This window comes from Deltaproteobacteria bacterium, assembly GCA_016709225.1.
GTDB lineage: Bacteria > Myxococcota_A > Polyangia > Nannocystales > Nannocystaceae > Xiheibacterium > Xiheibacterium phototrophicum.
The window spans coordinates 591,271-616,991 of record JADJEE010000012.1 but is presented as its reverse complement, the minus strand read 5'-3'; the positions used below and the strand labels follow the sequence as shown (position 1 = coordinate 616,991).

Here is a 25,721-nt window from a genome sequence, read left to right as displayed (position 1 = left end):
TCAGCCCAGCCGGCGCAGGGCGTCGATCACGTCGAGCTTCGACGCGGAGTAGGCAGGGATCACCGCTGCGATGGCCGCCAGCGCCGCGGCCAAGCCCAGCGCGACCGCGGCCACCGAGGTCGGGATCGAGAAGTAGGGGAAGTACGCGCCCATGTTCTCCTCGAGCCAGCGGCCGAGGCCCTGCTCGATCAGCGGATACGCCATGAGCAGGCCCAGCCCACCGCCGAGCAGGCCGATGGTGATGCCCTCGCCGAGCACGAAGCTCGCGATGTGCTTGGGCCGAAAGCCGAGCGCGAGCAGCACGCCGTACTCGTGGGTCCGCTCGCGCACGCCCATCGCGATGGTGTTGCCGAGGATCAGCATCATGATGCCGAGGATCACCAGCGAGACGATGTCGAGTGCGCGCAGGATCGCCGACGCGCCGCCGAGGAACTCCATGTTCATCGCGCGCTCGCTCATCGTGCGGGTCTGGATCTCCTGCTCGTCGAACTTGGCGTCGATGGCCTGGGAGATGGTCGCGGCCTGGCTGGCCGAATCGATGGTCGAGGCGATCCAGCCGATCTGGTCCTTGCGGCCCTCGGGCAGGGTCTCGTTGACGTAGTTCCAGTGCAGGATGAACTGCGCGCGATCGATCGACTTCTTGGTCGCGACATAGATGCCCTCGACCTTGAACTGCCAGTCACCGGGATAGATGGTGCCGGTGAGCGTGACGTCGTCGCCGACCTTCCAGCCGAACTGGTTGGCGAGCGCCTCACCGATGATGGCGCCCTGGGGGTTCTCGCGCCACGCCGCGAGCTGGTCGGCGGGCACGGCCATCTCGCTGTAGACGTCGAAGAAGGTGTCGCTGTCGACCGCGAGGTTGGCGAAGAACTCGCTCTCGCGGGTGGGGTGCTTGGCGCCGAACCAGTTGATGTAGGTCGAGGCCTTGACCCCAGGGATCTTGCCGCGCTGCCCGTTGAACTCGTCGAAGTAGCGCTTGGGCAGCGGCATCACGAAGGTGACGCGGTGGATGGTCGACAGGCGATCCTGCGCCGCGTTCTCGACGCCCTGCTCCCACGCCGCCAAGGTGGTGCGGATCATGACGAACGAGAGGATCGCGATCGCGGTGCCGACCACCGTCAGCACCGTGCGCAGCCAGTTGTGGCCGATGTTCTTGATCGTCAGGCTGCCGAGCGTCACAGCAACCTACCCTTGTCGAGCTTGCGCAGCACGGTCGCGCGCTCGGCCGCCGCGGGGTCGTGGGTGACCATGAGGATGGTCTTGTCGAACTCGCGGTTGAGTCGCTCGAGCAGGTTGAGCACCTCGTCGGCGCTCTTGCGATCGAGCTCGCCGGTGGGCTCGTCGGCGACGATGATGCGCGGGTCGTGCACGATCGCGCGGGCGATGCCGACCCGCTGCTCCTGACCACCCGAGAGCTGCTGCGGACGGTGGTGCATGCGGTCCTCGAGGCCGACCACGCGCAGGGCGATCTGCGCCCGCTTCTTGCGCTCACCCGACGACAGCTTGGTGAGCAAGAGCGGCAGCTCGACGTTCTCGAGCGCGGTGAGCACGGGGATGAGGTTGAAGTGCTGGAACACGAAGCCGATGGTCTGCGAGCGCCAGTGCGCCAGCGCGGCGTCGCCCATCGCGCTGACCTCGGTGCCGGCCACCATCAGCTTGCCGGAGGTGGGCCGATCGAGGCCGGCGATGAGATTGAGCAGCGTGGTCTTGCCGGAGCCCGAGGGGCCCATCAGCGCCTCGAACGAGCCCTCGGGGATCGTGAGGTCGAGCCCATCGAGCACGTCCAGCCGCTCCTTCGCGCGCCAGAAGGTGCGGGTGATGCCGGTGCATTCGATGATGGCCTTGCGCTGGCTGGCGGCGCCGTCGGGCTTGCGGGCCTTCGCGGCCTTGCCGGTCTCTTCGCTGCGCTCGCCGCTGTCGTCGGTGACTGCCTCACTCATGTCGCTTCACCTTTCTGCTTCACCTTCTGGCCGTCTTCGAGCGCGTCGTCGGGCTCTCGCACCAACATCGCGCCGACCGGCGGACCATCGATCAATTCGAAGCCGGTGCCGAACGCCTCACCGAGCTGCACCTTGGCCTTGCGCACCGCGCCGTCCTCGAGCACGAACACCACCTGCTGACCATCGCGCTCGGCGATGGCGTTGGCGGGCACGATCACGCGGGTCGGCTCGTTCTTCAGCGCCGGGTCGAGCTCCTCGGAGAAGAAGCTGACGCGCGCGCTCATGTCGGGCAGCACGTTGGTCGCGGCGCCCTCGAACGCGACCTTCACGGTCACGGTGGCCTTGGCGCGATTGACCCGTGGCGTGATCGACTTGACGCGACCGGCGTAGGGCGTGGTCGGGTAGGCGTCGAGCACGATCTCGGTGGGGCTGCCGATCTCGAGCAGGTGCAGGCGGCCCTCGGGCACGTCGGTCTCGACCATGAGCGAGTCGAAGTCGGCCAGCTCGACCAGCGCGAGCGCCTGCACGCCGACCAGCTCGCCGACCTGCGCCGGCTTGCTGACCACGGTGCCGGCGATCGGCGCGGTGATGGTGAGGTAATCGATCTGCACCGCGAAGTTCTCGACCTCGGCCTCGGCCGCGCGCACGCCGGCCTCGGCGGCGGCGACCTGCTTCTGCACCGCGGTCACGCGGAACTCGAGGTCCTCGGCGTTGGCGGCCGCGCCGACGCCCTGGGTCGCGAGTCGACGCTCGCGCTTGGCCTTCTGGGTGGCGTCGGCGAGCTCGGCCTTGGCGGTCTGGACCTGGGCGCGGGCCGTGAGGACGCGGGCCTTGGCGCTCTGCAGCTGCGCGCGCAGATCGGCGCCTTCGAGCTCGGCGATGACGAAGCCCTGCGCGATGCGATCGCCCTCGGCGACGTTCATCTCCTTGATGCGGCCGGGCGTCTTCGCGCCGATCTTGGTGACGCGCTGCGGCACGACGTAGCCGGTCGAGATGAGCTTGGCCTGGGCTTGGCCGGGGGAGATCGCGATGATCTGGGTGACCTCGACCTCGGGCTTGTAGATCTTGGCCTCGAGCAGGGGCTTGCCGTACGTCCATCCGGCCCAGCCCGCGCCCGCGACCAGTGCGACGACGAGCAATCGCTTGGGCCACGGCGAGCCGGGGGCTCCGGCGTCACGGTGGATCCGCAGCGCGGCGAGGTCGTTGCTCAGCTGGTCGGCCATCGTCGGTCCCTCCCGGGCTAAGAGGCCAGGGCGCCGCCCGGGGTCGAGTCGGGGGCGCCGGAGGTTACTCGATCTGGCCTGCCGCAGCCACGAACCGACACGCGCGGGCGCTGTGCGGTTGCGGTAGATTCCCCGGTGATGCCGGCTTTCGTTCGTTCTGTGTTCACGGTGTTCGCCGCGATGTTGCTGATGGTCGCGGGTTGCAAGAAGAGCGTGGAGGGCGAGACCCAGCGCTGGGAGGCCGGCGTCAAGGACGTGAAGGCCTTGGCCGCGCAGTACCCCGGCTTCAAGCCGGCGCTCGATGCTCGGCTCGCGGCGGCGCAGTCGATCCACGACGCCGCCGAGAGCCTCGGCGACGAGGAGAAGATCCAGAAGTTGTCGGAGGCGAACGCCCGGCTGCGCGACGACTTCGTCGGCAAGCTCGGTGCGCTGGCCGACACGATGAAGAAGCTGCGAGAGAAGCGGGTGCAGGCCGCCGCGGGCGCCGGCGACGAGTCGAGCCGTCTGGCCGCGAAGGTCGCAGCCGAGGACGCCGGCAAGGCGCTCGACCGTGCCGACGCGACGCTCGCCAGCGGTGCCACCGACGAGGCCGCCGCGGTCGCGGTGCTCGACAAGATCGCCGCGGATCTCGACGCCGCCGACAAGGCGATCGACAAGGTGCTCGGCGCCGACGCGGACAAGAAGGCCGACGCGAAGTCGCAAGCCGAAGCGGACGCGAAGTCGAAGGCGGATGCCGAAGCGAAGGTCGCACCGTGGAAGTGCGAGTACTGCGGGGCGGAGAATCCCCATACGGAGGGGAGCTGCACGGCCTGTGGGGCGCCGCGGGGGGAGAAGAAGGCGGGGGATACGAAGAAGTGATGCTCGGGGATTGCCGGAGGGGGTGATCGATGGGCCGATCGATCGATCGGTCGGTGTGATGGGTGAGCTCGGGTTGGTTTCGCGCGCGATCGATCGCGCGCGGTGACTCGGGTGTGGTTGGTGGGTGGTTTCGCGGCGCGGGGCGTCGTGGGTGGTGATACGGTGCGGGGGTGGAACGGATCGTCCACTCGGCGGCTCGAGCGGTGTACGAGCGGGGCGTGAGCCTGCGCGGGGCGTCGCGTGTGCGGGCTGCAGCGAGAGGTGATCGCCGGCGTGCGGGGGTGATCGAGCTGCGGGTGACGCAGCTGGCGGAGGTGGTGCGGGCGAAGCGGCCGTTGCGGCTACCGATCGTGCTGCGTCGTGACGACGTGGCGCGCGTGCTGGCGCAGATGTCGGGCACGCCGGGGATGGTCTCGCTGCTGCTCTACGGTGCGGGGCTGCGACTGCTCGAGTGCCTGCGGCTGCGGGTGAGGGACGTCGACTTCGCGGGGCACCCGGTGCGCGTGCGCGAGGGGAAGGGGAACCGCGACCGCGTCGCGATCTTGCCTGCGGTGGTGCGCGACGCGTTGCGGGTGCACCTCGCCGAAGTGAAGGCGCAGCACGAGCGGGATCTGGCGGAAGGGGGCGGGTTCGTCGAGCTGCCGACCGCGATCGCTCGCAAGTTCCCGAACGCCGCCCGCGAGTGGGGGTGGCAGTGGGTGTTCCCCGCGACGCGGGTGTACCGCGACCGCGAGTCCCGGGAGCTGCGTCGGCATCATCTTCACGAGACGGTGTTGCAGCGGGCGGTCAAGGCTGCGGTGGCCGCAGCGGGGCTGTCGGCGCGCGCGACTTGCCATACGTTCCGGCACTCGCTTGCGACGCACCTGCTCGAGGATGGGTATGACATTCGGACGGTGCGGGAGTTGCTTGGGCATCGGGATGTCACGACCACGATGATCGACACGCACGTGCTGAACCGAGGGCCGAGCGGGGTGCGGAGTCCGGCCGATCGGCTCGAGGGGATGCTGGGCGTGGCGGGCTCGGGGCGTCGCGGGGAGGGGGAGCGGGGCGGTGCGAGCGGTGCGAAGCGGCCGGTAGAGCTGAGCGGCTTGCTCGATAACGCGGATTCGCGAGGCGCTGCGGAATGGGGGAATCGCGTGCTGTCGCAGGAACTTAGGAAGAGAGGGTGAGTGGCGTCACGTGGTTATACAGACCGGGATAACTCGGCGGGGGGCGACAAACGCAGGTCTGCCGAATTAGAGTTGGACGGACGAAGCCCGAAATCGGCCGAGGCGATCAAACGGGGAGGATTGCTCCACCCCCGGCTTGATCGGGGACCGCCCGGAAAACTAGTGAGTCACGCGGACGTTCTCAGCGGAGCAGCGGCCTTGGGCCGCGTTCCCCGAAACCGCGCGGTCTGGTCTCGCTTGCGCTTTTGCCTGCGTTGTGCTGGGATCTATGCTCACACGACGGACACACTCACAAAGTAGCACGCCATGCCCGACTCACTAGCCAAGCTCCTCAGGCTGATCCCCTCAGGAACCACCGAAGGAGAGCTCGGCTTCCTCTCCGAGGTGTTTGTGCTTCCGGCAGAGCTGCGAGAAATCCTGTCGATTCCGCAGGGGAATCCCCGGCTTCTCGTGGGCAGAAAAGGCACGGGGAAGACCGCGATCCTTGAGTACCTCCACTTGCGCCTTGCCGAACGGGGCATTCCATCGGTGTTGCTTCGACCGGACGACTTGCCGTTGCCGAATGATGAGTTCAAGAGTGTCGGCGATGCAAAGCGCCGGGCATACGCAGAGCTGGTGCTCGCTACAGCGAGCGCGGTTGGAAAGTACACAACGTTCGCAAAGACTGACGCTGAACGATCTCTGCTGCTAGCCGCCAAGCAGAGAGGCGAGCGCGGCGATGACTTGATCGAGAAGGCGTGCAAGATGCTGATACCCGTCGGCGCTCTCCTCGCCGATATTGATTTTGGCGCCTGGATCCAAGACGCAGCAGTGACCGAGCACGGGCTCGTCACCGCCCTCAGAGATGTGCTTTCCAAAGAGACCGGACGGTTTGTCTTTGTGTTGGTCGACGACGTAGACCAGATCGGCCGCGCCGACACGAGCGATTACACAACGCGCATTTGGGGGCTTCTTTTGGCGATTCGCAAACTCGCCTCTGAGAACCGAGCTATCCGCGCCATCGTAGCGCTGAGGTCGGAGGTCTGGATGCGACTCGAATGGGATGGAATCGGGGGCAGAGATCAGGTCGATCATTTCCTGCCTCTAATCCATCGCCTTTCGCCAGAGCAAGCGGATGTTGAGCGAATTGTGCTCGGTCGTCTTCGCGCGGCCGATCCGCCGGGCGACCTCACCCAGTTCTTCGAAGGCGCAGACGTCCGCCTTCCAGGCAGCCATGAAACTCGCAAGTGGATGGACTTCCTGGCAAAGAACTCTCGTGGGCGACCACGCGACGCACTGCAGCTTGTGCGGCAGCTTGCGGCGCGCGCGATTTCGCGACGGAGTCCTCGGATCACCTCTGTCGACGTGGAAGCCGAAATCTCCGGGTACTCCAGAAAACGCGTCGATCTCTTGTCGGAAGAATTCGCGTTTGATTGTCCTGTCCTCCAGGACCTCATCCGCTCCTTTCAGAGCCTCGCGTTCGTCGAGTCGTCGCAGCACGTCTTTGACCACCTCCAAAAGCTTCCTTCTCAATTCAGCGTATCTCTTCGTGGAGCAGTAATCCAGCCCGGCCAGCGTTCGCACGTGTTCAAGCTCTGGCGCTTCCTCCATGAAACGGGTTTCATCAATGCGGTGGTGAGTGACGACAGGATGCCGCGCGGGTTCCGTCACATCAACTATGCAGATGATCCGGAACTTGCGTCAGCGTCGCGGTGGAACGACATTCAACCAGTCGCTTGGGAGATTCACCCCGTTTTCCGTCAGTTCCTGATCGATGAGCAGACTGCTTCTGCGGCAGACATGGGCCTCAGCCCCGAGGAGCTGCGGCGACAGCGAAGGCCATCGAAGACCTGAACAACGCGAGAAGAGCCATGGATGTGACGAACGCGTATATGTACTCGGTGAAGAACCTCGGTCAGATGTTCGAGGGCATTCAGAAGGCCCAAGTTCCTCCGCGCTTCACTCACGAGTTCCTGAAGACACTCGGGTTCAAGAGCACAAACGATCGTTCCTTTACCAACGTTCTGAAGGGGCTCGGCTTTCTAGACGCAAGCTCGGTGCCTACGCAGGCGTATCGGGAGTGCCGCGATAAGAAAGCAGCCTCAGCGGTGCTCGCACGGCAAACTCGTCAAGCTTACAAAGGGCTATTCCTTGCCGACGAGAACGCTCAGGACCTCAGCGCCGAGGAGATCAAAGGAAAGCTCCGAGCGCGCACCGGCAAAGAGCAATCGGTCGTGGCAAAGATGGCTTCGACTTTTAAGGCGCTCGTTGGAACTGCAGATTTCAAGAAGCGGGCGGCTTCCGAGGTGCCGCCTGCCCAGGACAAAGTGGTCGAATCCCCTGCGTTGGAAGAGCTGACTCCCAAGCCCACTTCGATTGCCTTCGCGCATACGATCTACATCAATCTTCCGGCGAGCAGAGACATCGCCGTTTACGATGCCATCTTCAAGAGCATCCGGGAGCATCTCCTTTGACGTCGAGGCGCTTGATATCCGAGTTCCTTCATGCGAGGGCCTTCAAGGGGCTCATGCTGGATTCGGAAATTGCTCGTCGCGAGGAGGCTGACGCATTGCCTCGTGCGCACGAGCCCACGGCGGCCCCGTCATTGCTTGGGCGCTACCAAGAGTTCTTTGGGTGGGAGACGCAAGGGCGCGCTGAGAAGATGGCCTACGTCTACTGCATTTTTTATTGCTTCGAGAACCTGGTGAGGGAGCTGGTCTCCCAGAGATTGGAGGAACGCAAGGGGCCGGAGTGGTGGGAGACGAGCGTCCCCGAAAACGTGCGAAGACGCGTAGACCAGAAGCGGGCCGACACAGAGAGGAACAAATGGCATCAGGCAGTGAACGAGCGCGACATCGATCTCACGCTCTTCGGAGATCTCGCAGCGATTATCGTTAAGGAATGGCCCGAGTTTGACGATCTGTTTCCGAATCAGCATCGGGTCAAGCAACGATTGGACGAACTTGAGCGTTCCCGAAACGTAATCGCACACGCGAACCTTCTCCCGGATCCCGAGATTGAGCGTATCGAGCAGCACCTCGAGGACTGGCTGCGACAGGTGCCATGAAGGTGCTCAGACGAGAATTGATCCAAGAGTTTGCGCTGGCCGGCCTGTACCCGCCGCCGTCCACAGCGCGTTGCAACGGACGGGCTCATCGGGCTTTCGCCCGCTGCTCCCGCGCTCCCGCCGCTGAACGCCCGATAGGTTGGGCGGCACAGGAATACTCGATGCACAACGAAGAGCTCATATATCAGCGCATAGGCGAGTTTGCAGTTGCGTTCCAGTGGCTTGAGAACAAGCTCCGTGAGATCGGCTGGTTCATTCTGGACCCGGACCGATCGAAGTGGCCGCCGACAGACCTGCGAAACCTCACAAACGAGAAGCTTGTGGACCGCGTCCATGAACTCTTCATTCAGGCGCTGCCAAAGTGCAAGCTGCCCACCGGGTTGGAGGCAGACTTCAGGGATTCATTTGCATCTGCTGTGAAACAGCTGCACCAGGTGCGACGAGACCGCAATCGCATACTTCACTCAGCGTTTATCGAGCTGAAAGCAGGCGGGGAGGTTCAGGGAATGCTGCGCTCAAATCCGAAACTTCAGGTCGATGAGGAGACGGGCGACGTACTGTTCGATCACGAGTTCCTCACAGCCGAGTCGTTCACCGCCGAGATGCAGGTCATGGCCGAGTTGTCCTTGCTCTTGAATCGGGCGTACCTGCAACTCATTCACCGTTACCCCAACGGTGGCGTCTAATCACTCGTTCAAACGGACGTCTGGTGTTCGGAGGGTTGTGTTCCGGACGTCTCGGGCGGGTTCCGCCCGGCGCTGACGAGCCTTCTTCGCAAGGTCGCCACGTTCCGATTGCGCACTCCGAGCTTGCGGGCTACCTTGGTCCACTGGAGGAGCCGTCCCAAGAATGGGACCCCAGATCCTCCGTCGACTTCACGGATTTGGGGGAGCGTTGGCGAGCCAACACAAGGAGACGCAGTGAGCAAGAGGCGGACGAAGAAGACTCTTGCAGGTGGCGGCAGACCCGGCAAGAAGAAGACAGTAGGCAATGCCGGAGAACGCGTACCTGGCGGACTGGGCTTCGGTCACACCAGTCACGTGCGCTACGCTCACGCGGGCCGCAGCTGAACGCCTATTCGTTGGGCGGGCAAAGGCGGAGGGCCGGGCGGCAACGGGCGGGGCCCGGGACGGTTGCGTTGCGTGCATGGCTCCTCGCTGTCGCCGGAATTCTCAGGACGACTCCGTCGACCCATGCTCCTGACCAGCTCCTGCCCCGAAGCCAGTGGTTCTGGGACTCTTCGCGACCTTCGCGACCACAGCGAGCAGGCGCCTGAGACCGTGGACAAGACGCCGATGTGGTGCGATACTCGCGCGAAGCTTCGACATGACCGCGCCCATCAGCCTCAGAGACGTCAACTTCGGCAAGGATACCGCCGAATTCGATCGTGATCTCGCACGCTACTTTCTCGCCACCGAAACCTACAATCGTATCCTGGCAGGAAAAAAAAGCATTATCGCCGGAAGAAAAGGGTCAGGCAAGACTGCCCTGATGAACTTCTTCGTGGCTGACGCGACCCCGACGCAGGCGGTCATTACGCTCGAGGCATCACAGGCCACTTTGCTGAAGATCAAACAGAGCATAGACAGACTCGGTCAGGATCTCGCAGACCTCGACGCTTCTTTCAAGCACGCCTGGCTCTTCTCAGCGATGCTCGCGCTCGCAGAGCGTGTTATCGCGAGGAAATTTGCGCTTACCGAGGATGCGCAGCTTGTGCACAAATTTGCAAAAGAGCACCTCTCTTATCGCAATGGGGACGCGATCTCGACCGTTGCAAACTACGTGATCAGCTGGTTCGTACATGCGAAGTCGATATCTGTAGGCGACATCGCGGTGGAGCGCGAGGTTCCGGCGATCGCAGCCCACGCTCTTGTCTTCGACGAGCGCACGCTCCTACGCCTCATCACGTCGTCGGCCAGAGAGCTAAACAGGCGCGGTGAAACCGTCTATCTCTTCTTCGACAAGCTAGATGAGCGCTGGGAGGCTAGCCGGGGAAATGTCGCGCTGGTGCAGGGCCTTCTGCTTGCCTCCAGAGATCTGAGAGCCCTCAATCTGGATCTTAATCCCGTTGTCTTGATTAGAGACGACATCTTGCGCGTCGCCACCGAGGGTTTTCAGCATAGCGACCACTTTCGGATGGAGACAGAGTGGATTCAATGGAACGAAGACTCGCTGCTCTCGCTACTAGCGAAGAGAATCGCTCATTCACTGCGGGCAGCGAACTATGCTGGCTTTGACGCTCTGCCGCCGAAGGATCTCTGGGAGCTGGTATTCGAGCCCTCGATACCCTTTAAGCGAGTCAAGATTCCTATGGCGGCCTGGCTGATTGAGCGAACTTTGGCGCGACCCCGTGACCTCGTTTTGTTTGCGAATCTTGCCATCGAGCAGGCGTTGTCATCGGGCGACACGCACGCACCCATTGCCAAGGAGCGTGTCCGTGCCGTCGAGCGTCGCTTCAGTGAGCAGAAGCTCGATGATCTCGTTGCCGAACTCTCTGTGGAGTTCCCAGACGCAAAGATCATCTTCGAGCGCTTTCGTCTTAGGCCTCATACATTTGCAACGGAGGAACTCGATGTCTTTCTTGAGGATCTCGTCACCGATGCGACCTTGGGGCTGAACTGGCTCCCAGTCGATGTTGCCGACGTGAAACGCTGGCTGTATCAGATCGGGTTCATGTGTTTCTCGAAAATCGGCGGGTCGCTGCGCGGAACGCGTGTCATTCATTCAGGGATCGAGAGGCAACCGGGGGAGTTCATGATTGCTCGAAAGATCTCTGTCTCGCCAATCTTTCGGTCGGCATTGCAGATGCGCGACAGAAAGCATCGCGACGCGAAGGCAGACGTGGATGACGACGACGATGACGACGACGATTGACGCCTTGACCCCAGTACCCATTGGTAGCCCCGCTACTTCAGCTTGCCGCCCAACAAGCCGTTGCACCTGACGAGTTCCCGCGGCTTCGCCACGGGAACTCGCAGCTGAACGCCTATTCGTTCGGCAGCAAGCGGAGGCCCAGTCCGGGTTGGCGACGGATCGTGAGCGCCAGCGGCCCGCCGTCGGGGAGCTCGGTGCGGTGCGCGGCACCCATCCGCCCGCCTGGTCGCCGGACGACCGCCGCATCGCATTCGCAACACCACGTGCCGGTTCACTCGACCTCCACGTCGCCGCGTCCCCCGACGCCGAGTCCACGCCACTGCTCGACGGACCGTGCGACGATCTGGATCCGCGCTGGATTGCGCAGAGCCACACGCTGCTCGTCCGGCACCAGTGTCCAGACGCCGCGCCGCAGGACCTCGTCGTCGACGCCGACACCGGCGCGATCCTCTCGACACTCACCGGCCTCGCGGCCTGGGCCGAACTCTCCCCCGACGGCACGCGAGCACTGTGGACCGAACCCGTGCCGGGCCAGCGCGACGGCGACATCGTGGTCTACGATCTCGCGACCGCGCAGATCGTCGAGCGCGTGCGCGGCCGCAACCCACGATGGCGCCCGGCGCTCGGCGCTCCCTGAGCTTCCCTCGCAGCCCCAACCCCCACGTCGTGCGTCATCCCGACCCCGACCCCGCAATCCGCCAGTCGCCACCCCCTTGCGAGCGCCGTCGTGTGGCCCAAACTCGCCACGCCATGACCAACGCTGATCCCCGCAAGCTCCTCGTGCTCGCCTTCGACTCCTCCATCCGCGCCCAGGAGGCGTTCCTCGCCGTGCAGCGCATGACTGCCCAGGGGCAGCTGCTCGTGCAGGACGCGGTGTTCATCCAGAAGCGTGCCGACGGCAAGGTGAAGGTCACCGAGACGCTCGACATCAGCCCCGGGGACGCGGCGGTGAGCGGCTCGCTGTGGGGCGCACTCATCGGCACGATCGTCGCGGGGCCCGTGGGGTTCATCGCCGGCGGTGCGGTCTCGGCGGGCGTCGGCGCGTTGGTGGCGAAGTTCACCGACATCGGCGTGCCCGATGGCACCGTCGAGGCGATCGGCAAGGCCCTCGAGCCCAGCACGACCGCACTCGCGCTGCTCGTGAGTCACATCGACGACGACGCCCTCGCCACCGAGCTGCGCCGCTTCGCGGGCGCGACCTTGGTGCAGACCGACCTCTCGCCCGAGATGGTCGAGCGCCTGCGGGCCGCCCTGCACGGCGCCCCGTGAGGGCGCGGCGCTCGGCGTGACGCGCTCCCGAGCGAGCCCTTGGTGGGCGTGGCCGCGCCGACGACGAGTCGTCCACCCGTAGCGCAACGGCGATACCTTTGGGCGGCGAAAGAGAAGGCGAATCGATGGCACACCGCTGCATGGTGTTCTTCCCCGCGCTTGCGTGCGACCTCGATGCCGCCGCCAAGTCGCTCGCCGGCTATGGGCTGACCGTCACCCGTCGCGGCGACGAACTGACCGCCGGCCGGCCCGGCAGCCCGCAGTTCCGCATCGTGCTGTCGGCCGAGCCGCACGTTGCCGTCGAGGCCGCGAAGATCGGCATGGGCACCCCGCACGAGGCAGCCATGCGCGAGTGCGGGGCGCGGTTCGAGGTCGCCATCGACGACTTGGACGCGGCCCTCGACGAGATCAACACGCTCATGGAGGTGCAGGGCGCGTTGCAGGATGCTTCGCAGGGATTCCTCTTCCTGCCCTGGAGCGGCCACCTATCCGAGCCGTGGCGGGAGTAGCCGCAGGGCACCAACCCCGAACCGTGGGCGTTGTTCGCGTCCATGGCCCTGCGCGCATCCACGGGCGCTACGAACGGGAACGTGGGTCCGAGCGTCAGGCGGAGCTCCCGTCTCCCGGGCGCTCTGCCGCCGTGCTACGAATCCACGATGCCCGCTCCGTCTGCGCCGTTCCTCGTCGGATGTGTCGTACTCGGCCTCGCGTGCAGCAGCGACCCCGGAGCGGTCGCGACCGAGTCCGGCGCCACCACGACGTCCGCCGAGCCCAGCACATCGGCCACCACGGGCCTCGATCCGGGATCGACCGCAGTCGACGCCGACACCACGGCGACCGGCGGTGCCACCACGTCGGGCGCCGACGGCAGCACGGGCGGTGACACCGGCGGCAGCGATGGCTTGCAGTGGCTCGACCCGCTCGGCTACGCCAAGCCACCGCTCGTCGACATCGCCGAGCCCGACGAGGCGACCACGGCGAACAAGTACTACGTCGATCTCGCCGCAGGTGCCGGCGACGAGTGCTCCGAGGCCGCGCCGTGTCTCGCGTTCGCCGACCTGGTCGGCAAGCCCGGCACCACCGGAGGTCCGGCCTACGTCTACGTGCGCGGTCGCGGCCAGCTGTGGCTGTACGAAGAGACTTTCTTCGGCAGCCCCGGCCAGGAGATCGTGATCAAGCCCTGGGGCGGCGACACGGCGACGTTCACGGGCAACTCCAACACGTCCTCGACGGGCGTGCACAACCTGATCATCGACGGGGGTCTGGCCTTCGGGATCGAGTTCGAGAATGAGCAGTGTGGCGATGTGTATGCATTCACCGTTGCGAGCGACAACACCACGGTGTATCGCACGCGCGCCCATTCGACCTGCCCCACCGGGAGCCTGTTGTTCGCGGTCGGTCCGTTCTGGCAGCCCAGCAACGTCCGCTTCGTCAACAACGAGGGCTACGGCTGCGACGCGGCGGATGGATTCCAGTGCTCGTTCGTCTACGCCGGGCCCGGCGACGGTGGGGGCTACGACGGCCTGCTGATCCAGAACAACATCATCCGCAACATGGGTGGTGAAGGCATCGAGATCAACCCGCGCGTGACGTCGAGCGGCCTCGAGATCGCGGGCAACGCGATCCACGACGTGGGCAAGGCGACCTGTGCCGGCGATTGGGGCTGTCGGCCGGGCATCACGGTGGCGGTGCAGAGTGGCGATGGCAACGATGGCACGCGCATCGTCGACAACCTCGTGTGGGACACGGGTTCGTCGTGCATCTGGGACCGCGGCGGCGGCGATCCGGCGCCCATCTACGCGCACAACACGTGCTTCGACTACGCCAAGGTCGGCAGCGACCCGTGGCCGTTCGGCATCTCGAGCTATCAGGACGGCGGCACGGCGACGCTGGCGAACAACATCATCTTCGCGCCCAACGGCACCGCGGCGTTCGATGGCTCCGCGTTCACGATGGAGGGCAACATCTGCGACGACGGTAGCTGCGCGATGCCGTACTCGGCGCAGGTGTTTGCGTCGATCGAGCCGGACGCCCTCGAGTTCCTCCAGCTCGCGGCCGGCGGGCCGGCCGTCGACGCGGCGCAGGACGTCGGCGTCGCCATCGACTACCTCGGTCACCCGCGGCCGCAGGGCGACGGCTTCGACATCGGGGCATTCGAAGCCCGGTAGCTTCACGCCCGGCCGCTCCGCGAGCGGCGGCGCACCGCGTGGCAGTATCGGGGGTTCGCGCGTGTGCGTTCTGGCGTGCTCCACGGCCGGGAGGGCGAGCGACAGCGCCGTGGGGGCGCCACGATCGGCGTACGCGCTCGCCGCCGCCCGGTGCACTCGCGCGCGTCGGAGCCCGGCGTTCGCTCCGCGTGATCATTTCGGGTGCGTGCCGGTCTTACGCGATCATGGACCGCCCCCGCGCCGCTGCCCGCCCCCTCGCCGCGCCGGTGACCGTGATGGCGTTCGCCTCCGGTCGCACGGTCGCGCTGGAGCACGGCGGGCCCGAGCGGCTCACGGTGACGGACCCCGCAGGTCGCTTCGAGGTCGCGATCCGCTTCACCGCGGCGGGCCCGGTGCTCGAGGTCGCGGCGCTGGGCCTGACGCTGCGGTCCGATGCCGCGCTCACGCTGTCGTGCGACCAGCTCCGCGTGAACGCGCGCGATGGCATCACGCTCGACTCGCAGGGTGATCTCGTGCAGCGCGTCGCCGGCGACGTGCGGCAGGAGGTCGCCGGTGCGCTCGAGACCTGTGCGCGCAGCGTGAGCATCGTGGCGCAGGACGGATCGGTCGACGTGTCGGCCTCGGACGACGCGTGCATCGTCGGCCGCCGCGTGTTGCTCAACCCCTAGCTCGAGGTGGACATGCTCTTCGATGAGGTCATCGCGCGCCAGAAGGCCGCGCTCGAGGCGTATTTTGTCGATCCCACGCGCCACACGCTGGTGCTGCGGGTCGAGCCGGATCTCGAGTTCGTCGCGGCGCGCTTCGTCGCGCTGCTCGGCGCCCACGAGCACGCCGACGAGGCGACCACCGAGGCGCCGGTGGTGTTCGGCGCGTCGGCGCCGTTCACCGATGTCGCTGGCTACTACCGCGAGGTCGCGGCGCAGATCCACGAGAGCGTCGCAGAGCTCGCGAAGGTCTACCTCGAGGAGGACCCCGATCTCGTGCTGCCGGAGGCGCCGCTGCTGCCCGGCGGCGGCGAGGCATGCATCGAGGCCCACTTCGCCGCGTACCTCGAGACGATCACGCGGGGGCTCGGCAACTGGCACGCGACCACGGTGTTCGTGCTGCGCTTCGAGACCGACGAGCCGCGGCTCGCCCACGCCGCCGCGGTGTCGCTCGCGAAGCTCGGCGGCTACCTCGTGATGCCGGAGGTGAAGCTGGTGGTGTTCGACGATCGCGGCAAGCCGCGGCTGCCGGCGCTGCGATCGGTGTGCACGCGCTACACCGCCGACGCGATCCAGCCCGGTCGGACCGACCTCGCCGGTCGGCTCGAACGCTTCGTGCGCAGCGACGACAAGCGCGTGCTCGGCCTGCACTGTCGCGGGCACCACCCCGACGAGCTCCGTCGCCAGCTGTCGCAGCTGCGCGGCCGCGGCGTGGCCACGCGCCTGCACTGGGTCGAGGCGCCGTTCGAAGGCCGCACCAACTTCTGCGATCTCATCTATCGCTGCATCGCGACCGGGGCCCAGACCCCGCCGCCGTGGGTTCGCGGTCCGTCGGGTGGGGTGCAGACGCGGGCGTGGGCGCCGCTGCCCGAGGGCCTGCCCGAGAGCGTCCACGATCTGCGCGCGCTCGAGCGCCCCGAGCAGAGCATGGTCGAGCTCGTCGAGCGCGTCGCCGCGCGGCAAGGCGGTGGGCCGCAGTGCATCGTCGTGCGACCGACGTCGGTGCACGACCGCGCGCTGTGGCGCACGTTCGTCGCGGGCCTGGTCGGCGCGTGCGCCCGCATCGAGACCAAGTTCATCGTGCTCGACGTCGATGGCGTGGCGCCGTTCGACGACGCGCCGCCGGTCGAGCAGGCGTGGGCCGAGCAGACCTTCTCGCTCGAGACCGAGCGCACCGGTGAGCTGCTCGCGGCCGTGCTCGCGCGGCCCGACCTCGCGCCGGATGTGCGCATCGGCCACATGCTGATGCTGGCCAACTTCGAGGTCGGCCAGGGCCAACACCTGCAGGCGGCCGAGCGCGCCGCGTCGGCGGTCGAGCTCGCCGAGGCACACGCCGTGGACTCGGCCCGCAGCAGTTCGTGGTGGACGTTGGGCTACGCGCTGCAACGTGCGGGCAACACGGGCGCGAGCCGCAACGCGTTCACCGAGTCGTGCGACGCGGCGCTGCAGGCCGCGAATCCCACCGACGCCGCGAATGCGTTGATGGGCATCGGCCACACCTACTACCTCGAGAAGCAGTGGTCGGCTGCGATCGCGACCTACGAGGCGGCGCGCGAGCAGTGGCTCGACGCCGGCCAGGTGTTCGGCGAGTGCCAGGCGCTCATCTGGAGCGCCGAGGCGTATCGCAAGGTCGGCCTGCGCGACGACGCCGAGCGGCGCTTCGCCCAGGTCGAGGCGAAGTACCGCGCGATGAAGGCCCCGTTCGAAGCGATGGCGCGCGGTGGGCTCGCCGATCTGTACGAGCGCATGGCCGCCAACCACAACGACGCCGGCCACCGGGCCAAGGCGCACGCGTACTCGCACCTCGCGTGTCAGCACGGCAGCTGCGGGCCCGTGCCGGATCGACCGCTGTAGGCGAGGGGACGCGTCATGGGCCTATCCAACCTCGCGGATCGACTGACGCGGATTTCGCCGAGCAAGACCTCGACCGTCATCGCACGCGCCGCGGATCAGTCGCGGCGCCAGCGTGATCACGCAGCAGCCGTTGCCGCAGCAGCGCCCGCGGCCGGTGCAGCGCCCGCGGCCGGTGCAGCGCCCGCGGCCGGTGCAGCGCCCGCGGCGAACGACACCCCGGCCGCACCCGCGGCGCCAGGTGGCATCGGCCACGCGATCCTGAGCAGCGCGCCGATGCAGGCGATCGGCCGCGCGTTCAACTTCATGACGAGCGTCGAGCAGGCGCTCACGGCCCCGCTCGGTGCGATCCCGTTCCCGTCGCTGCCGGCGGTGACGATCGGCAGCAACGGCATGGGCATCCCCCATGCGCACAGCCATCCACCGAATCTGGTGCCGCCGGCGCCCCCGCTGCCCTTCCCCCACCTGACGCAGCTGATCTCGATCCCGGTGCTGTCGGGCGCCGAGAACACGAAGATCGGCGGCAAGCCTGCGGCGCGCTGCGGCGACATGGGCCTGTCGGCGTTCTGCGGCGGCTTCTTTCCGCTGTGCGAGGTGTTCCTCGGCTCGGCGACGGTGTGGATCGAAGGCGCTCGCGCAGGCCGCGTCGGCGTCGACATCACGAAGCACTGCATCTTCACGGCGCCCAAGCCGAAGGATCCACCGATCGGCCCGATGGTCGGCACGACGCTTTCGGGCGACGCCACCGTGATGATCGGCGGCGTGCCGCTGCCATCGCTGACCTCGATGGCGATGGGCGCTGCGTTCAAGGCCCTGTTCAAGGGCGTCGGCGTGGTGGGCCGCGCGGTGGGCAAGACCCGGCCGGGTCGAGCGCTGCGCATGGCAGTGCTCGCGCGGCGCGGCCGCAAGTACGTGGCCAAGCTGCTCGACGACTGGACCATCCGCCTGCACGGCGACGATGCCTTCAACAGGGCCGCGATCCGCGACCTCGAGGTCATCGCGGGCAGTCCGGCGGGGCGCGCGATGTTCGACGACATCGCGCGAACCGGCCACCACGTCGACCTGCACCCGCCGTCGATGGACGCGGTGATCAACCAGCAGTTCGGGATTCCGCCCTCGCCGTGGACCGGGCCGTACCAGATCCCGCACCACGCGGACTATGCGAACGCGCAGGTGCTCGCCACCTACGACCCCAACGGCATCTACGCGCACACGAGCGGGTTGCCCATGTCGATGACGGGTCCGAACAAGGGCGCGAGCAGCCACATCGTGTACGACCCCACCGGCCGCAACCCGTACCACTCGGCGACGGCCAAGACGCCATCGCCGGTGATCGTCGGGCACGAACTCAACCACGCCCGTCGCGCGGCGCTGGGCACCCGAGCCAACGATCTCGTGAGCCGGGATCCCGCGTGGAACTCGACATGGAAGAACGTCGAGGAGTACCACACCGTGCAATTCGAGAACGAAGTGCGTCGATCGATCGGCCTGCCCGAACGCAACGACTACACTAGCCCGCTGCCGTGAGTGCGGCGCCCGAGGATCGAACCAATGACCATGCTGCAGATCCAGATCGAGCCCGTCCAGGTCGTTCGCGGCGAGCTGCGGGTGCCGTACGTGATCACGAACCCGGGCGACACGGCGGCCTATGTCTACAACCTCGTGCCCGATCGCTTCGGTGTGCTCGCGGGCAAGCCCGACCCGGTGCCCTCGGCCCACCTCGCGCAGAGCTGCTACGACCGCGACGGAATCGCGTTGTTCGTGCTCGGCCAGGTGCGCCGGCCCCCGAGCCCGAAGGCCTACGTCTCGGAGCCCAAGCCGTTGGCCTCGCGCGTCGAGCCGGGCCGCGGCTTCCAGGCCACGATCCGCGCACCGCTGCCGCTGGTCGAGTGGAGCGAGGTGTGGACCCCGGACCGCGAGTCACCCGAGCTCGTCGACACGCCGATCACCCTCGTGCAGATCGTGCTCGAGTACGCCCTCGAGCCCGACCTCATCAACGTCCGCGAGGACGCCAAGGGGGTCTTCGCGATCAGCGAACGCATGCGCCACCGTGCGATCGCGGATCGCGACGTGGGCGAGCTGGGCGTCCGCATGCTCGTGCATCCCCGGGCGACGCGTTTCGCCTGATTCACGCGGCCGCTTTCACGCGCACCGATCACGCGGCCTCGATCACGTCGACGGCGCGACGCCGGCCGTCGGCGCCATCGCGCGGCGGCCCACCGCGTGCAGCATGCCGCGCGTCGCCAGCACGTGCAGGCGCGTGCCGATGACCAGCGCGCGGTACACCGCCCCGCGCACGCCGGGGAACACGGCGTGGGTCAGCGCGCGCAGCAAGGTGCCACCGCCGGGCGCAGGGTCGAGCTCGAATGTCAGGCGGTAGCGCGAGAACCGATGCCGGCCCGCGAGCGCGAGCTGATGCGGCGCGTCGCGGTGCACCACTGCGAAGCCGCTCATGGGCTCGGCCCCGAGCACCCGCCCGAGCATCGGCGTCTTCGCGGCACCGATCGTGGCCGCGTAGTCCTCGAGCACCGTCCACACCCGCTCGATCGGCGCGCCGATCGTCAACGCATGCGTGTCGACGTAGGGAAGGTCGGGCTCGGCCATGCGCGGGATCATCGGTTCGCCGGCGGCCAGGGTTACACCGGGCCATGGTGGCCCGCCGTGAAGATCAACGCGCCGCCGGGCCCGTGACGTCGGTGGCGGGCGTGGCCACCGGTGCGGTCGACGGCGGCGTTGCGGCGGTGGTGCCCGCCTTGTCCTGTGCGGGCGGTGGCAGCCGTGGATCGCGGGGCGGGATCTTGATCGTCCGCTTCGTGGGGGCCGGCGGCGGCTGCTTGCTCAGTGCGTCCTCGACCACGGGATCCGGCGTGCACCCGAGCAAGATGCCGGCGGCGGCGATGAGGATGCAGCGGTGGAGGTGTGCGGCGGCGCAGGACGTCATGGCGGCGGTTCGTGCAGGCGTCCCAGTGTAACGCGGCCCCAGGCGGCACGACGCCCGCGAGCCCGTGGCACCGACGCTTCACCGGCGCGACGAACAAGCGGTAGGGTCTAGCCCATGGCGGACGAGCCCTCGCCGGTCGACCTCGCGGACGCGACCCTCGCGGCGTGCAGCGTCGCGCCGTCGGACGCGGCCGCGTCGCGGGCAATCGTCGACGGCGCCGAGCAGGCCTTCGAGCAGCGCTACCGCGTCGATCGGCTGCTCGGCCGCGGCGGCATGGGCGAGGTGCGGCTGTGCGAGGACGTCGAGATGGGCCGATCGATCGCGCTCAAGACCCTGCGCCCCGACGGCGGCAGCGCGGCGCGGTTCCTGCGAGAGGCGCGGATGCAGGGGCGGCTCGAGCACCCCGCGGTGGTGCCGGTCTACGACGTCGGCTACAGCCACGGACTGCCATGGTTCACGATGAAGCGGGTCAACGGCATCACGCTCGCCGAGGTGATCGCCGGGCTCGCCGCCGGCGACGAGGCGACCGCGCGTAGCTTCGGCCTGCGTCGCCTGCTGTCCGACTTCGTGCAGGTGTGCCAGGCGGTCGCGTATGCCCACGACCACGGCGTGATCCATCGCGACCTCAAGCCCGCCAACGTCATGCTCGGCGAGTATGGTGAGGTCTACGTGCTCGACTGGGGCGTGGCCAAGGCCAAGGGCGCCACCACCGAGATCCCCGATGGCCCCGCAGCCCCGCGTGATGGTGAGACCGCCGCGGGGGCGCTGCTCGGCACGCTCGGCTACATGCCGCCCGAGCAGGTCGATGGCGGCGGCGCTGCGGTCGATCACCGCGCCGACATCTACGCGCTGGGGGCGATGCTGTTCGAGCTGCTCGTGCTACAGCCGCTGCACCCGCGCGCGCCGGCGATGGAGCTCATCGCGGGCACCCTCGCCGGCGCCGACGCGCGCGCCAGCGTGCGCGCGCCGGCGCGCGACGTGCCGCCGGAGCTCGAGGCCATCTGCGTGCGTGCGACCGCGACCGCGCCCGCCGAGCGCTTCGCCGACGTGCGATCGCTGCGCGACGCGGTCGAGCGCTACCTCGATGGCGATCGCGATCAGCAGGCCCGCCGCGCGCTCGCCCGCGAGCACGCCGCGGCTGCGCGCGCGCTCGAGGCCCGCAGCGACGACGACCACGCCGCGCGGGCCCAGGCCGTGCGCGAGGCCGGCCGCGCGCTGGCGCTGGACCCGTCGAACCACGAGGCCTTCGAGGCGCTCGGCAACCTGCTGCGACGGCCGCCCAAGCAGGTGCCGCCCGAGGTCGAGCGCCGGCTCGCGCTCGATCAGCAGCGTGAGAGTCGGCAGCAGGCCGGCGTCGGCGCGGTCGCGGGCGCGGCATGGCTGGCGTTCCTGGTGACGCCGCTGTTCATGGGCGTGCGCGACTGGAGCAGCTACCTGGCGATCGTCGGGCTGATGCTGGTGATCGTCGGGCTCTCGCTGCGACGGGTGCGGCGCGACCATGCCGGCAGCGCCGACGTGCTGGTCATCGCGCTGCTGCAGGCGGTCGTGCTCGGCCTCGCGACGCGGCTGTTCGGTCCGTTCATGCTGGTGCCCGGCCTGGTGGTGGCGACCACCGCGATGTTCGCGTTCACCGAGTTCCGCTTCGTGCCGCTGCTCATCGTCATGGGCTGCGCGAGCGTGTTCGTGCCGTGGCTGCTCGAGGCGCTCGGCGTGATCTCGCCGACCTACGCCTTCGACGGCGATGCGATGGTCATCCACGCCCGCATGGCGACGTTCTCGCCCACGGTCACCGAGGTCACGCTCGTGATTGCGAACGTCGGCGTGGTCGCGATGGCGGGCCTGGCGATCGCGCACGCCCGCAACGCACTCAATCGCGTGCGGCGACAGCTCGCGGTGCAGGCGTGGCAGCTCGAGCAGGTCGTGCCGGTGGAGGCGGTCGCCGACGCGGCGCTGGGATCGTCGGCGGCCGCGCCTGCCGTGCGCGCGGCAGCCCCGTCGGTCACGGCGCCGACCGGCCCCGAGCCGCCTGCGACCGCCACCTGAGCGCGCGTCTCCCTCGCGCTACGTGCAGACCGCGTTGGCGATCACTTCGCCGCCGCCGTGGTTGGCCAGGATGCTGCTGTCCTGGTACCACACGCTCACGTTCACGCCGAAGCCCGGCATGGTGCCGAGGTTGGTGCCGTACGACGGGCACGCGAAGCCTGGGGCATCGAGGGCGGTGACCACCTGGAACGAGCTCGCGGTGCTGGTCGAGTCGCCGGTCACGAGCTGGCAGTAGATGTCGGCGTCGGCCTGGTCGCAGCTGTCTGCGCCCGCCCATGAGCACGAACCATTGCAGTACAGCTGCGTGATGCCGGAGAAATCGTAGACGCACGCGGCGCTGCAGCCGACGTTGACCCACGGCAGCGCGACGCCGGGGTCGCACTGCTCCTGCGCCTGCACGCCGGCGTCGCCGCAGAAGGGGCCGAGCTGCGCGCAGCCGGGGTTGCAGCCGCCGTAGCTGCCGTCGTTCACGCCGTCGTCACAGGCCTCCACGTTCGCTTGCACGAAGCCGTCGCCGCAGCTGGCTGCGACGCAGGTCGCCAGACACGCGTCGGTGTCGTCGGCGTTGCCGTCGTCGCAGCCCTCGCCGGGATCGATCGTGCCGTCACCGCAGAAGGGCTGCACCGGATCGCCGCTGCTGCCGTCGCTGCCCGAGCTGTCGACCGCGGAGCTCGCCGAGGGATCGGTGCTGCTCGCGGTGGTGCTGGGCGAGCCGGTGGTGCTGGCATCCGCGCTGGTGGAGCTCATGCCTTCGGTGCCCTCGGTCGCCCCGGTGCCCGCGGTGCCCGCGGTGCCCGACGCGGTGCCAACGGTGGCCGAGCCACCGGTCTCGGCGGAGCCCGAGAACAGGCCCCCGGAGAACGAGCCGCCGTCGTCGATGCTGCTGCCCGCACACGCCGACAGCAGCGTGAGCACACCGAGCAGCGGGCTGCGATGGCGCGACATCAACAGCTTCACAGCGTACGTCGAGGCCGGCGGCATGCGCAACCGAGGTCGCGCGGCCTGGCGTTGCCGTCGTCGCAGCCCTGGCGTGGCCGGGGGCCCCCAAGGGCGCACGAGCTTGCGGTGCGCTAGCGCGCCTGCGGGAACTTCGAGAGCTTGTACTGCAGCGTGCGGCGGTGGATGCCGAGCACCCGCGCGGCCTTCGAGACGTTGCCGCCGCACTCCCGCAGCACCCGCTCGATGTGCTCCCACTCGACCCGCGCCAGCGAGGGCGTCTCGAGCTGCAGCGCCTGCTCGTCGGTCTGCACGCCCTCACCGGGCTCGCGGTCGAACGCCGAGAGGATGCGGTCGGCATCGCAGGGCTTGACCAGGTAGTCGCGGGCGCCGAGCCGGATGGCCTCGACCGTGGTGGCGATCGAGAAGTAGCCGGTGAGCATCACCACCAGCGCGGCCGGGTGCAGCTCGAGCAGCTCCCGCAGCACCTTGAGGCCGTGGGCACCGGGCATCCGCAGATCTACGATCGCGCGCTCGATGGTGTGCGACTGGGCGATCGCGATCGCCTCGTCGCGGTCGGCCGCCGTCCACACCTCGACGCCGCGCTGACTGAGCGCCCGTGCCAGTCGCTCACGGAAGCGCTCGTCGTCGTCGACGAGGAGGATGGGCGTCGACGCAGCGTCCGAGTTCGCGTCGGCATCGTCGGTCATGCTCGGCTCCCTTGCAGCGCCGGCTCGTCGCCGTCGAGCAGCGGTCGCAGGGCGTCGGAGCTGGCGGCACCCGCGATCGCGCCGCCGTGCGGAAGTGTCACCCGCACCTCGGTGCCGCCGCCCTCGCGGGGCTGCAGCTCGAGCTTGCCGCCCAGCGACTCGACCAGACTGCGCGCGATGAACAGCCCCAGGCCCATGCCGGCGCCGGGCTCCTTGGTGGTGAAGAAGGGCTCGCCCGCCCGTGCGAGCACGGCCTCGCTCATGCCGTGGCCACGGTCGCGCACCACGATGCAGGTCGCCTCGGGCTGCGGCAGCGCCTCGAGATCGACGGCATCGTCGGCACCGGCATCGAAGGCGTTCTTCACCAGCGATGCCAGCGTGCGTACCGTCGCCTCGGGCGGACACACGACCGCGGGCTCGCCGGCCGGCACGCGGATGCGGATCGCGGCGGCATGGCGCTCGTCGAAGCGCGCGCGCACGCCCTCGAGCAGCTCGCGCGCCGGCACCCGGCGCAGCCGCAGATCCTCCTCGCCGGCGTGGGCCGACATGCCGCCGAGGATCGAGCGACAGCGCTGGACCTCCTCGATGATGAGCCGCACGTCGGCGAGCGCACCGTCGTCGACACCGTGTCGCGTGCACTCGAGCTCCATCTCGCGTGCCGCGACCGCGATGGTGCCCAGCGGCGTGCCGAGCTCGTGCGCGGCGCCGGCCGCAAGCGCGGCGAGTGAGGCCAGCCGCGCGCGTGAGGCGTCGCGCTCGCGCAGGCGTGCGATCTGCTCGTGCTGCTCGGCGATGGTGAGCGAGATCTTGCGGACGAAGAACGCGATCACCGTCGCAGCGATGGCGAACGCGATCCACATGCCCCGCAGATGCGCCCCCAGCATCGGATCGGGCATCATCATGCCGTCGTGGTGGTGGTGCGCGTGTTCGTCGGCGGGCAGCAGGAACAGCGCGCCGAAGCACAGCGCCGACAACACGGTGATCCACACCGTCGAGCGCGTGGTCAACACCACCGCCGCGAGCACGATGTGCGCGATGTAGAAGATCGTGAAGGGGTTGGCGGCACCGCCGGTGGTCGCCAGCAACACCGTCAGCGTGGCGGTGTCGAGGGTGAGCGCCGCGACCATCAAGCGATCGGGCTCGCGCGGTGCGGGGTGGCGGCGCAGCCACAGCGCCAATGCGAGGTTGGTCAGCGCGGTGAAGCCGAGCAAGGGCACCACCGCGCGCCACGGCAGGGCCATGTCGAGCTCGCGGTGGTAGAGGACGATCGCGGCCAGCTGACCCGCGATCGCGAGCCAACGCAGGCGCACCAACCACGGCAGGGTCGCGCGCGACTCGATGCGGTCGGCCATGGGCGCGCGGTCAGGGGTCGACGCAGAACTTGAACACGACGGTGTCGGTCGAGGCGTCGGCGAGGGTGAAGTGCAGGCGGACCTCCCAGAGGACGGGCATGAACAGGTTGACCGGCTCGAGCATCACCTCGCCGGGCGGGTCCATGTCGGTCACGTGACACGCGATCGAAGTGCCGTGCATGTGGTCGGGCATGTACGGCTCGACCGCGAGCTGGGCGTCGTCGACCGGCATGCCGGTCGCGAGGTCTTCGACTGCGAGGGTCCAGGTGTTGTCGCCCCGCGAGGGCGGGGCCGGCAGCGCATCGACGAAGCGCACCCTCAGCTTGCTGCCGTCGCGGGCGAGCCCGAGCGCATAGTCGTCGTCGCGATCCTCTGCGGCGCAACCGCTGACGGGCTCGCCGGTGCTCGAGCCCGCGTCGCCCGAGCCACCGTCCTCGTCACCCGCACCGGCCTTCGGATCGCACGCGCCGAGCAGCACGAACACGCCACAAAGGAGGCTGCGGGCACGCGCAGGCGAGGCCGACATCATGCTCGGGAGTATGTCACAACGCCGCGTGCTCGCCGGCGCGCCGCTGCGCAAAATCGCCGCAGGTGTGTCGCCCCGCACCGCAGCGATTCCTGCGTGGCGGCGGCTGCG

At 68.1% G+C, this 25,721-nt stretch carries 25 protein-coding genes; 16 read left to right on the top strand and 9 right to left on the bottom strand.

The window, feature by feature from the left end:
- Genes IPH07_27555 through IPH07_27545 form a run of 3 tightly spaced genes read right to left on the bottom strand, consistent with a single transcriptional unit; the run spans position 1 to position 3,163 of the window.
- A complete protein-coding gene (locus IPH07_27555; protein ID MBK6921184.1) occupies positions 1-1,179 on the bottom strand; it encodes an ABC transporter permease in 1,179 nt (392 codons plus the stop codon).
- Complete coding sequence (locus tag IPH07_27550) at positions 1,176-1,940, bottom strand: ABC transporter ATP-binding protein (protein MBK6921183.1); 765 nt, start codon at positions 1,938-1,940, stop codon at positions 1,176-1,178. The genes IPH07_27555 and IPH07_27550 overlap by 4 nt, the downstream gene beginning before the upstream one ends.
- Positions 1,937-3,163, bottom strand: coding sequence for an efflux RND transporter periplasmic adaptor subunit (locus IPH07_27545; protein ID MBK6921182.1), 1,227 nt, complete (start codon positions 3,161-3,163; stop codon positions 1,937-1,939). The genes IPH07_27550 and IPH07_27545 overlap by 4 nt, the downstream gene beginning before the upstream one ends.
- 138 nt (positions 3,164-3,301) lie before the next feature.
- On the opposite strand from IPH07_27545, the gene IPH07_27540 reads away from it, so the two are divergent.
- The 15 genes from IPH07_27540 (at position 3,302) to IPH07_27470 (ending at position 19,229) form a co-directional block, all read left to right on the top strand.
- Complete coding sequence (locus IPH07_27540) at positions 3,302-4,021, top strand: zinc ribbon domain-containing protein (protein MBK6921181.1); 720 nt, start codon at positions 3,302-3,304, stop codon at positions 4,019-4,021.
- A 281-nt stretch (positions 4,022-4,302) separates the two neighbouring features.
- Positions 4,303-5,190 carry an integron integrase gene (locus IPH07_27535; GenBank protein MBK6921180.1) on the top strand — a complete coding sequence of 296 codons (888 nt, stop codon included), beginning with the start codon at positions 4,303-4,305 and terminating at the stop codon, positions 5,188-5,190.
- 306 nt (positions 5,191-5,496) lie between these two features.
- Positions 5,497-7,023 (top strand): hypothetical protein, encoded by a 1,527-nt coding sequence (locus IPH07_27530; protein MBK6921179.1) that lies wholly within the window; start codon positions 5,497-5,499, stop codon positions 7,021-7,023.
- Positions 7,024-7,040: 17 nt separating this feature from the next.
- On the top strand, positions 7,041-7,643 hold the full coding sequence (locus tag IPH07_27525; protein MBK6921178.1) for a DUF5343 domain-containing protein: 603 nt from the start codon (positions 7,041-7,043) through the stop codon (positions 7,641-7,643).
- 53 nt (positions 7,644-7,696) lie between these two features.
- Positions 7,697-8,236 (top strand): hypothetical protein, encoded by a 540-nt coding sequence (locus IPH07_27520; protein MBK6921177.1) that lies wholly within the window; start codon positions 7,697-7,699, stop codon positions 8,234-8,236.
- Entirely contained in the window at positions 8,233-8,922 is a 690-nt protein-coding gene (locus IPH07_27515; GenBank protein MBK6921176.1) for a hypothetical protein, read from the top strand. The genes IPH07_27520 and IPH07_27515 overlap by 4 nt, the downstream gene beginning before the upstream one ends.
- A gap of 640 nt (positions 8,923-9,562) precedes the next feature.
- Positions 9,563-11,110 (top strand): hypothetical protein, encoded by a 1,548-nt coding sequence (locus tag IPH07_27510; protein ID MBK6921175.1) that lies wholly within the window; start codon positions 9,563-9,565, stop codon positions 11,108-11,110.
- 148 nt (positions 11,111-11,258) lie between these two features.
- Complete coding sequence (locus IPH07_27505; protein ID MBK6921174.1) at positions 11,259-11,747, top strand: PD40 domain-containing protein; 489 nt, start codon at positions 11,259-11,261, stop codon at positions 11,745-11,747.
- A gap of 113 nt (positions 11,748-11,860) precedes the next feature.
- Positions 11,861-12,379 carry a DUF1269 domain-containing protein gene (locus tag IPH07_27500; GenBank protein MBK6921173.1) on the top strand — a complete coding sequence of 173 codons (519 nt, stop codon included), beginning with the start codon at positions 11,861-11,863 and terminating at the stop codon, positions 12,377-12,379.
- A gap of 125 nt (positions 12,380-12,504) precedes the next feature.
- Positions 12,505-12,888: a hypothetical protein gene (locus IPH07_27495; protein ID MBK6921172.1), complete on the top strand. Its 384-nt coding sequence runs from the start codon at positions 12,505-12,507 to the stop codon at positions 12,886-12,888.
- A gap of 147 nt (positions 12,889-13,035) precedes the next feature.
- The gene (locus IPH07_27490; protein MBK6921171.1) at positions 13,036-14,547 is read left to right on the top strand and encodes a right-handed parallel beta-helix repeat-containing protein; all 1,512 of its coding nucleotides are present in this window, start codon (positions 13,036-13,038) and stop codon (positions 14,545-14,547) included.
- Positions 14,548-14,771: 224 nt separating this feature from the next.
- Positions 14,772-15,215, top strand: a complete 444-nt coding sequence (locus IPH07_27485) for a hypothetical protein (GenBank protein ID MBK6921170.1) — start codon at positions 14,772-14,774, stop codon at positions 15,213-15,215.
- 12 nt (positions 15,216-15,227) lie between these two features.
- Entirely contained in the window at positions 15,228-17,105 is a 1,878-nt protein-coding gene (locus IPH07_27480) for a tetratricopeptide repeat protein (protein MBK6921169.1), read from the top strand.
- A gap of 15 nt (positions 17,106-17,120) precedes the next feature.
- Entirely contained in the window at positions 17,121-18,629 is a 1,509-nt protein-coding gene (locus tag IPH07_27475) for a hypothetical protein (protein MBK6921168.1), read from the top strand.
- 24 nt (positions 18,630-18,653) lie between these two features.
- Positions 18,654-19,229: a hypothetical protein gene (locus IPH07_27470; GenBank protein ID MBK6921167.1), complete on the top strand. Its 576-nt coding sequence runs from the start codon at positions 18,654-18,656 to the stop codon at positions 19,227-19,229.
- A 42-nt stretch (positions 19,230-19,271) separates the two neighbouring features.
- Here IPH07_27470 and IPH07_27465 read toward each other — a convergent pair whose 3' ends face one another.
- Both IPH07_27465 and IPH07_27460 read right to left on the bottom strand, forming a co-directional pair.
- A complete protein-coding gene (locus tag IPH07_27465; GenBank protein MBK6921166.1) occupies positions 19,272-19,706 on the bottom strand; it encodes a hypothetical protein in 435 nt (144 codons plus the stop codon).
- A gap of 64 nt (positions 19,707-19,770) precedes the next feature.
- A complete protein-coding gene (locus IPH07_27460; GenBank protein MBK6921165.1) occupies positions 19,771-20,043 on the bottom strand; it encodes a hypothetical protein in 273 nt (90 codons plus the stop codon).
- A gap of 114 nt (positions 20,044-20,157) precedes the next feature.
- Here IPH07_27460 and IPH07_27455 point away from each other — a divergent pair, with 114 nt between their 5' ends.
- Positions 20,158-22,086 carry a serine/threonine protein kinase gene (locus IPH07_27455; protein ID MBK6921164.1) on the top strand — a complete coding sequence of 643 codons (1,929 nt, stop codon included), beginning with the start codon at positions 20,158-20,160 and terminating at the stop codon, positions 22,084-22,086.
- A gap of 18 nt (positions 22,087-22,104) precedes the next feature.
- On the opposite strand, the gene IPH07_27450 is transcribed toward IPH07_27455, so the two are convergent.
- From IPH07_27450 to IPH07_27435, 4 genes are all read right to left on the bottom strand, one after another.
- Complete coding sequence (locus tag IPH07_27450) at positions 22,105-23,067, bottom strand: hypothetical protein (GenBank protein ID MBK6921163.1); 963 nt, start codon at positions 23,065-23,067, stop codon at positions 22,105-22,107.
- An 89-nt stretch (positions 23,068-23,156) separates the two neighbouring features.
- Entirely contained in the window at positions 23,157-23,732 is a 576-nt protein-coding gene (locus tag IPH07_27445; protein MBK6921162.1) for a response regulator, read from the bottom strand.
- Positions 23,729-25,084, bottom strand: coding sequence for a HAMP domain-containing histidine kinase (locus IPH07_27440; GenBank protein MBK6921161.1), 1,356 nt, complete (start codon positions 25,082-25,084; stop codon positions 23,729-23,731). The genes IPH07_27445 and IPH07_27440 overlap by 4 nt, the downstream gene beginning before the upstream one ends.
- 10 nt (positions 25,085-25,094) lie before the next feature.
- Entirely contained in the window at positions 25,095-25,613 is a 519-nt protein-coding gene (locus IPH07_27435; GenBank protein MBK6921160.1) for a FixH family protein, read from the bottom strand.
- Positions 25,614-25,721 lie beyond the last annotated feature (108 nt).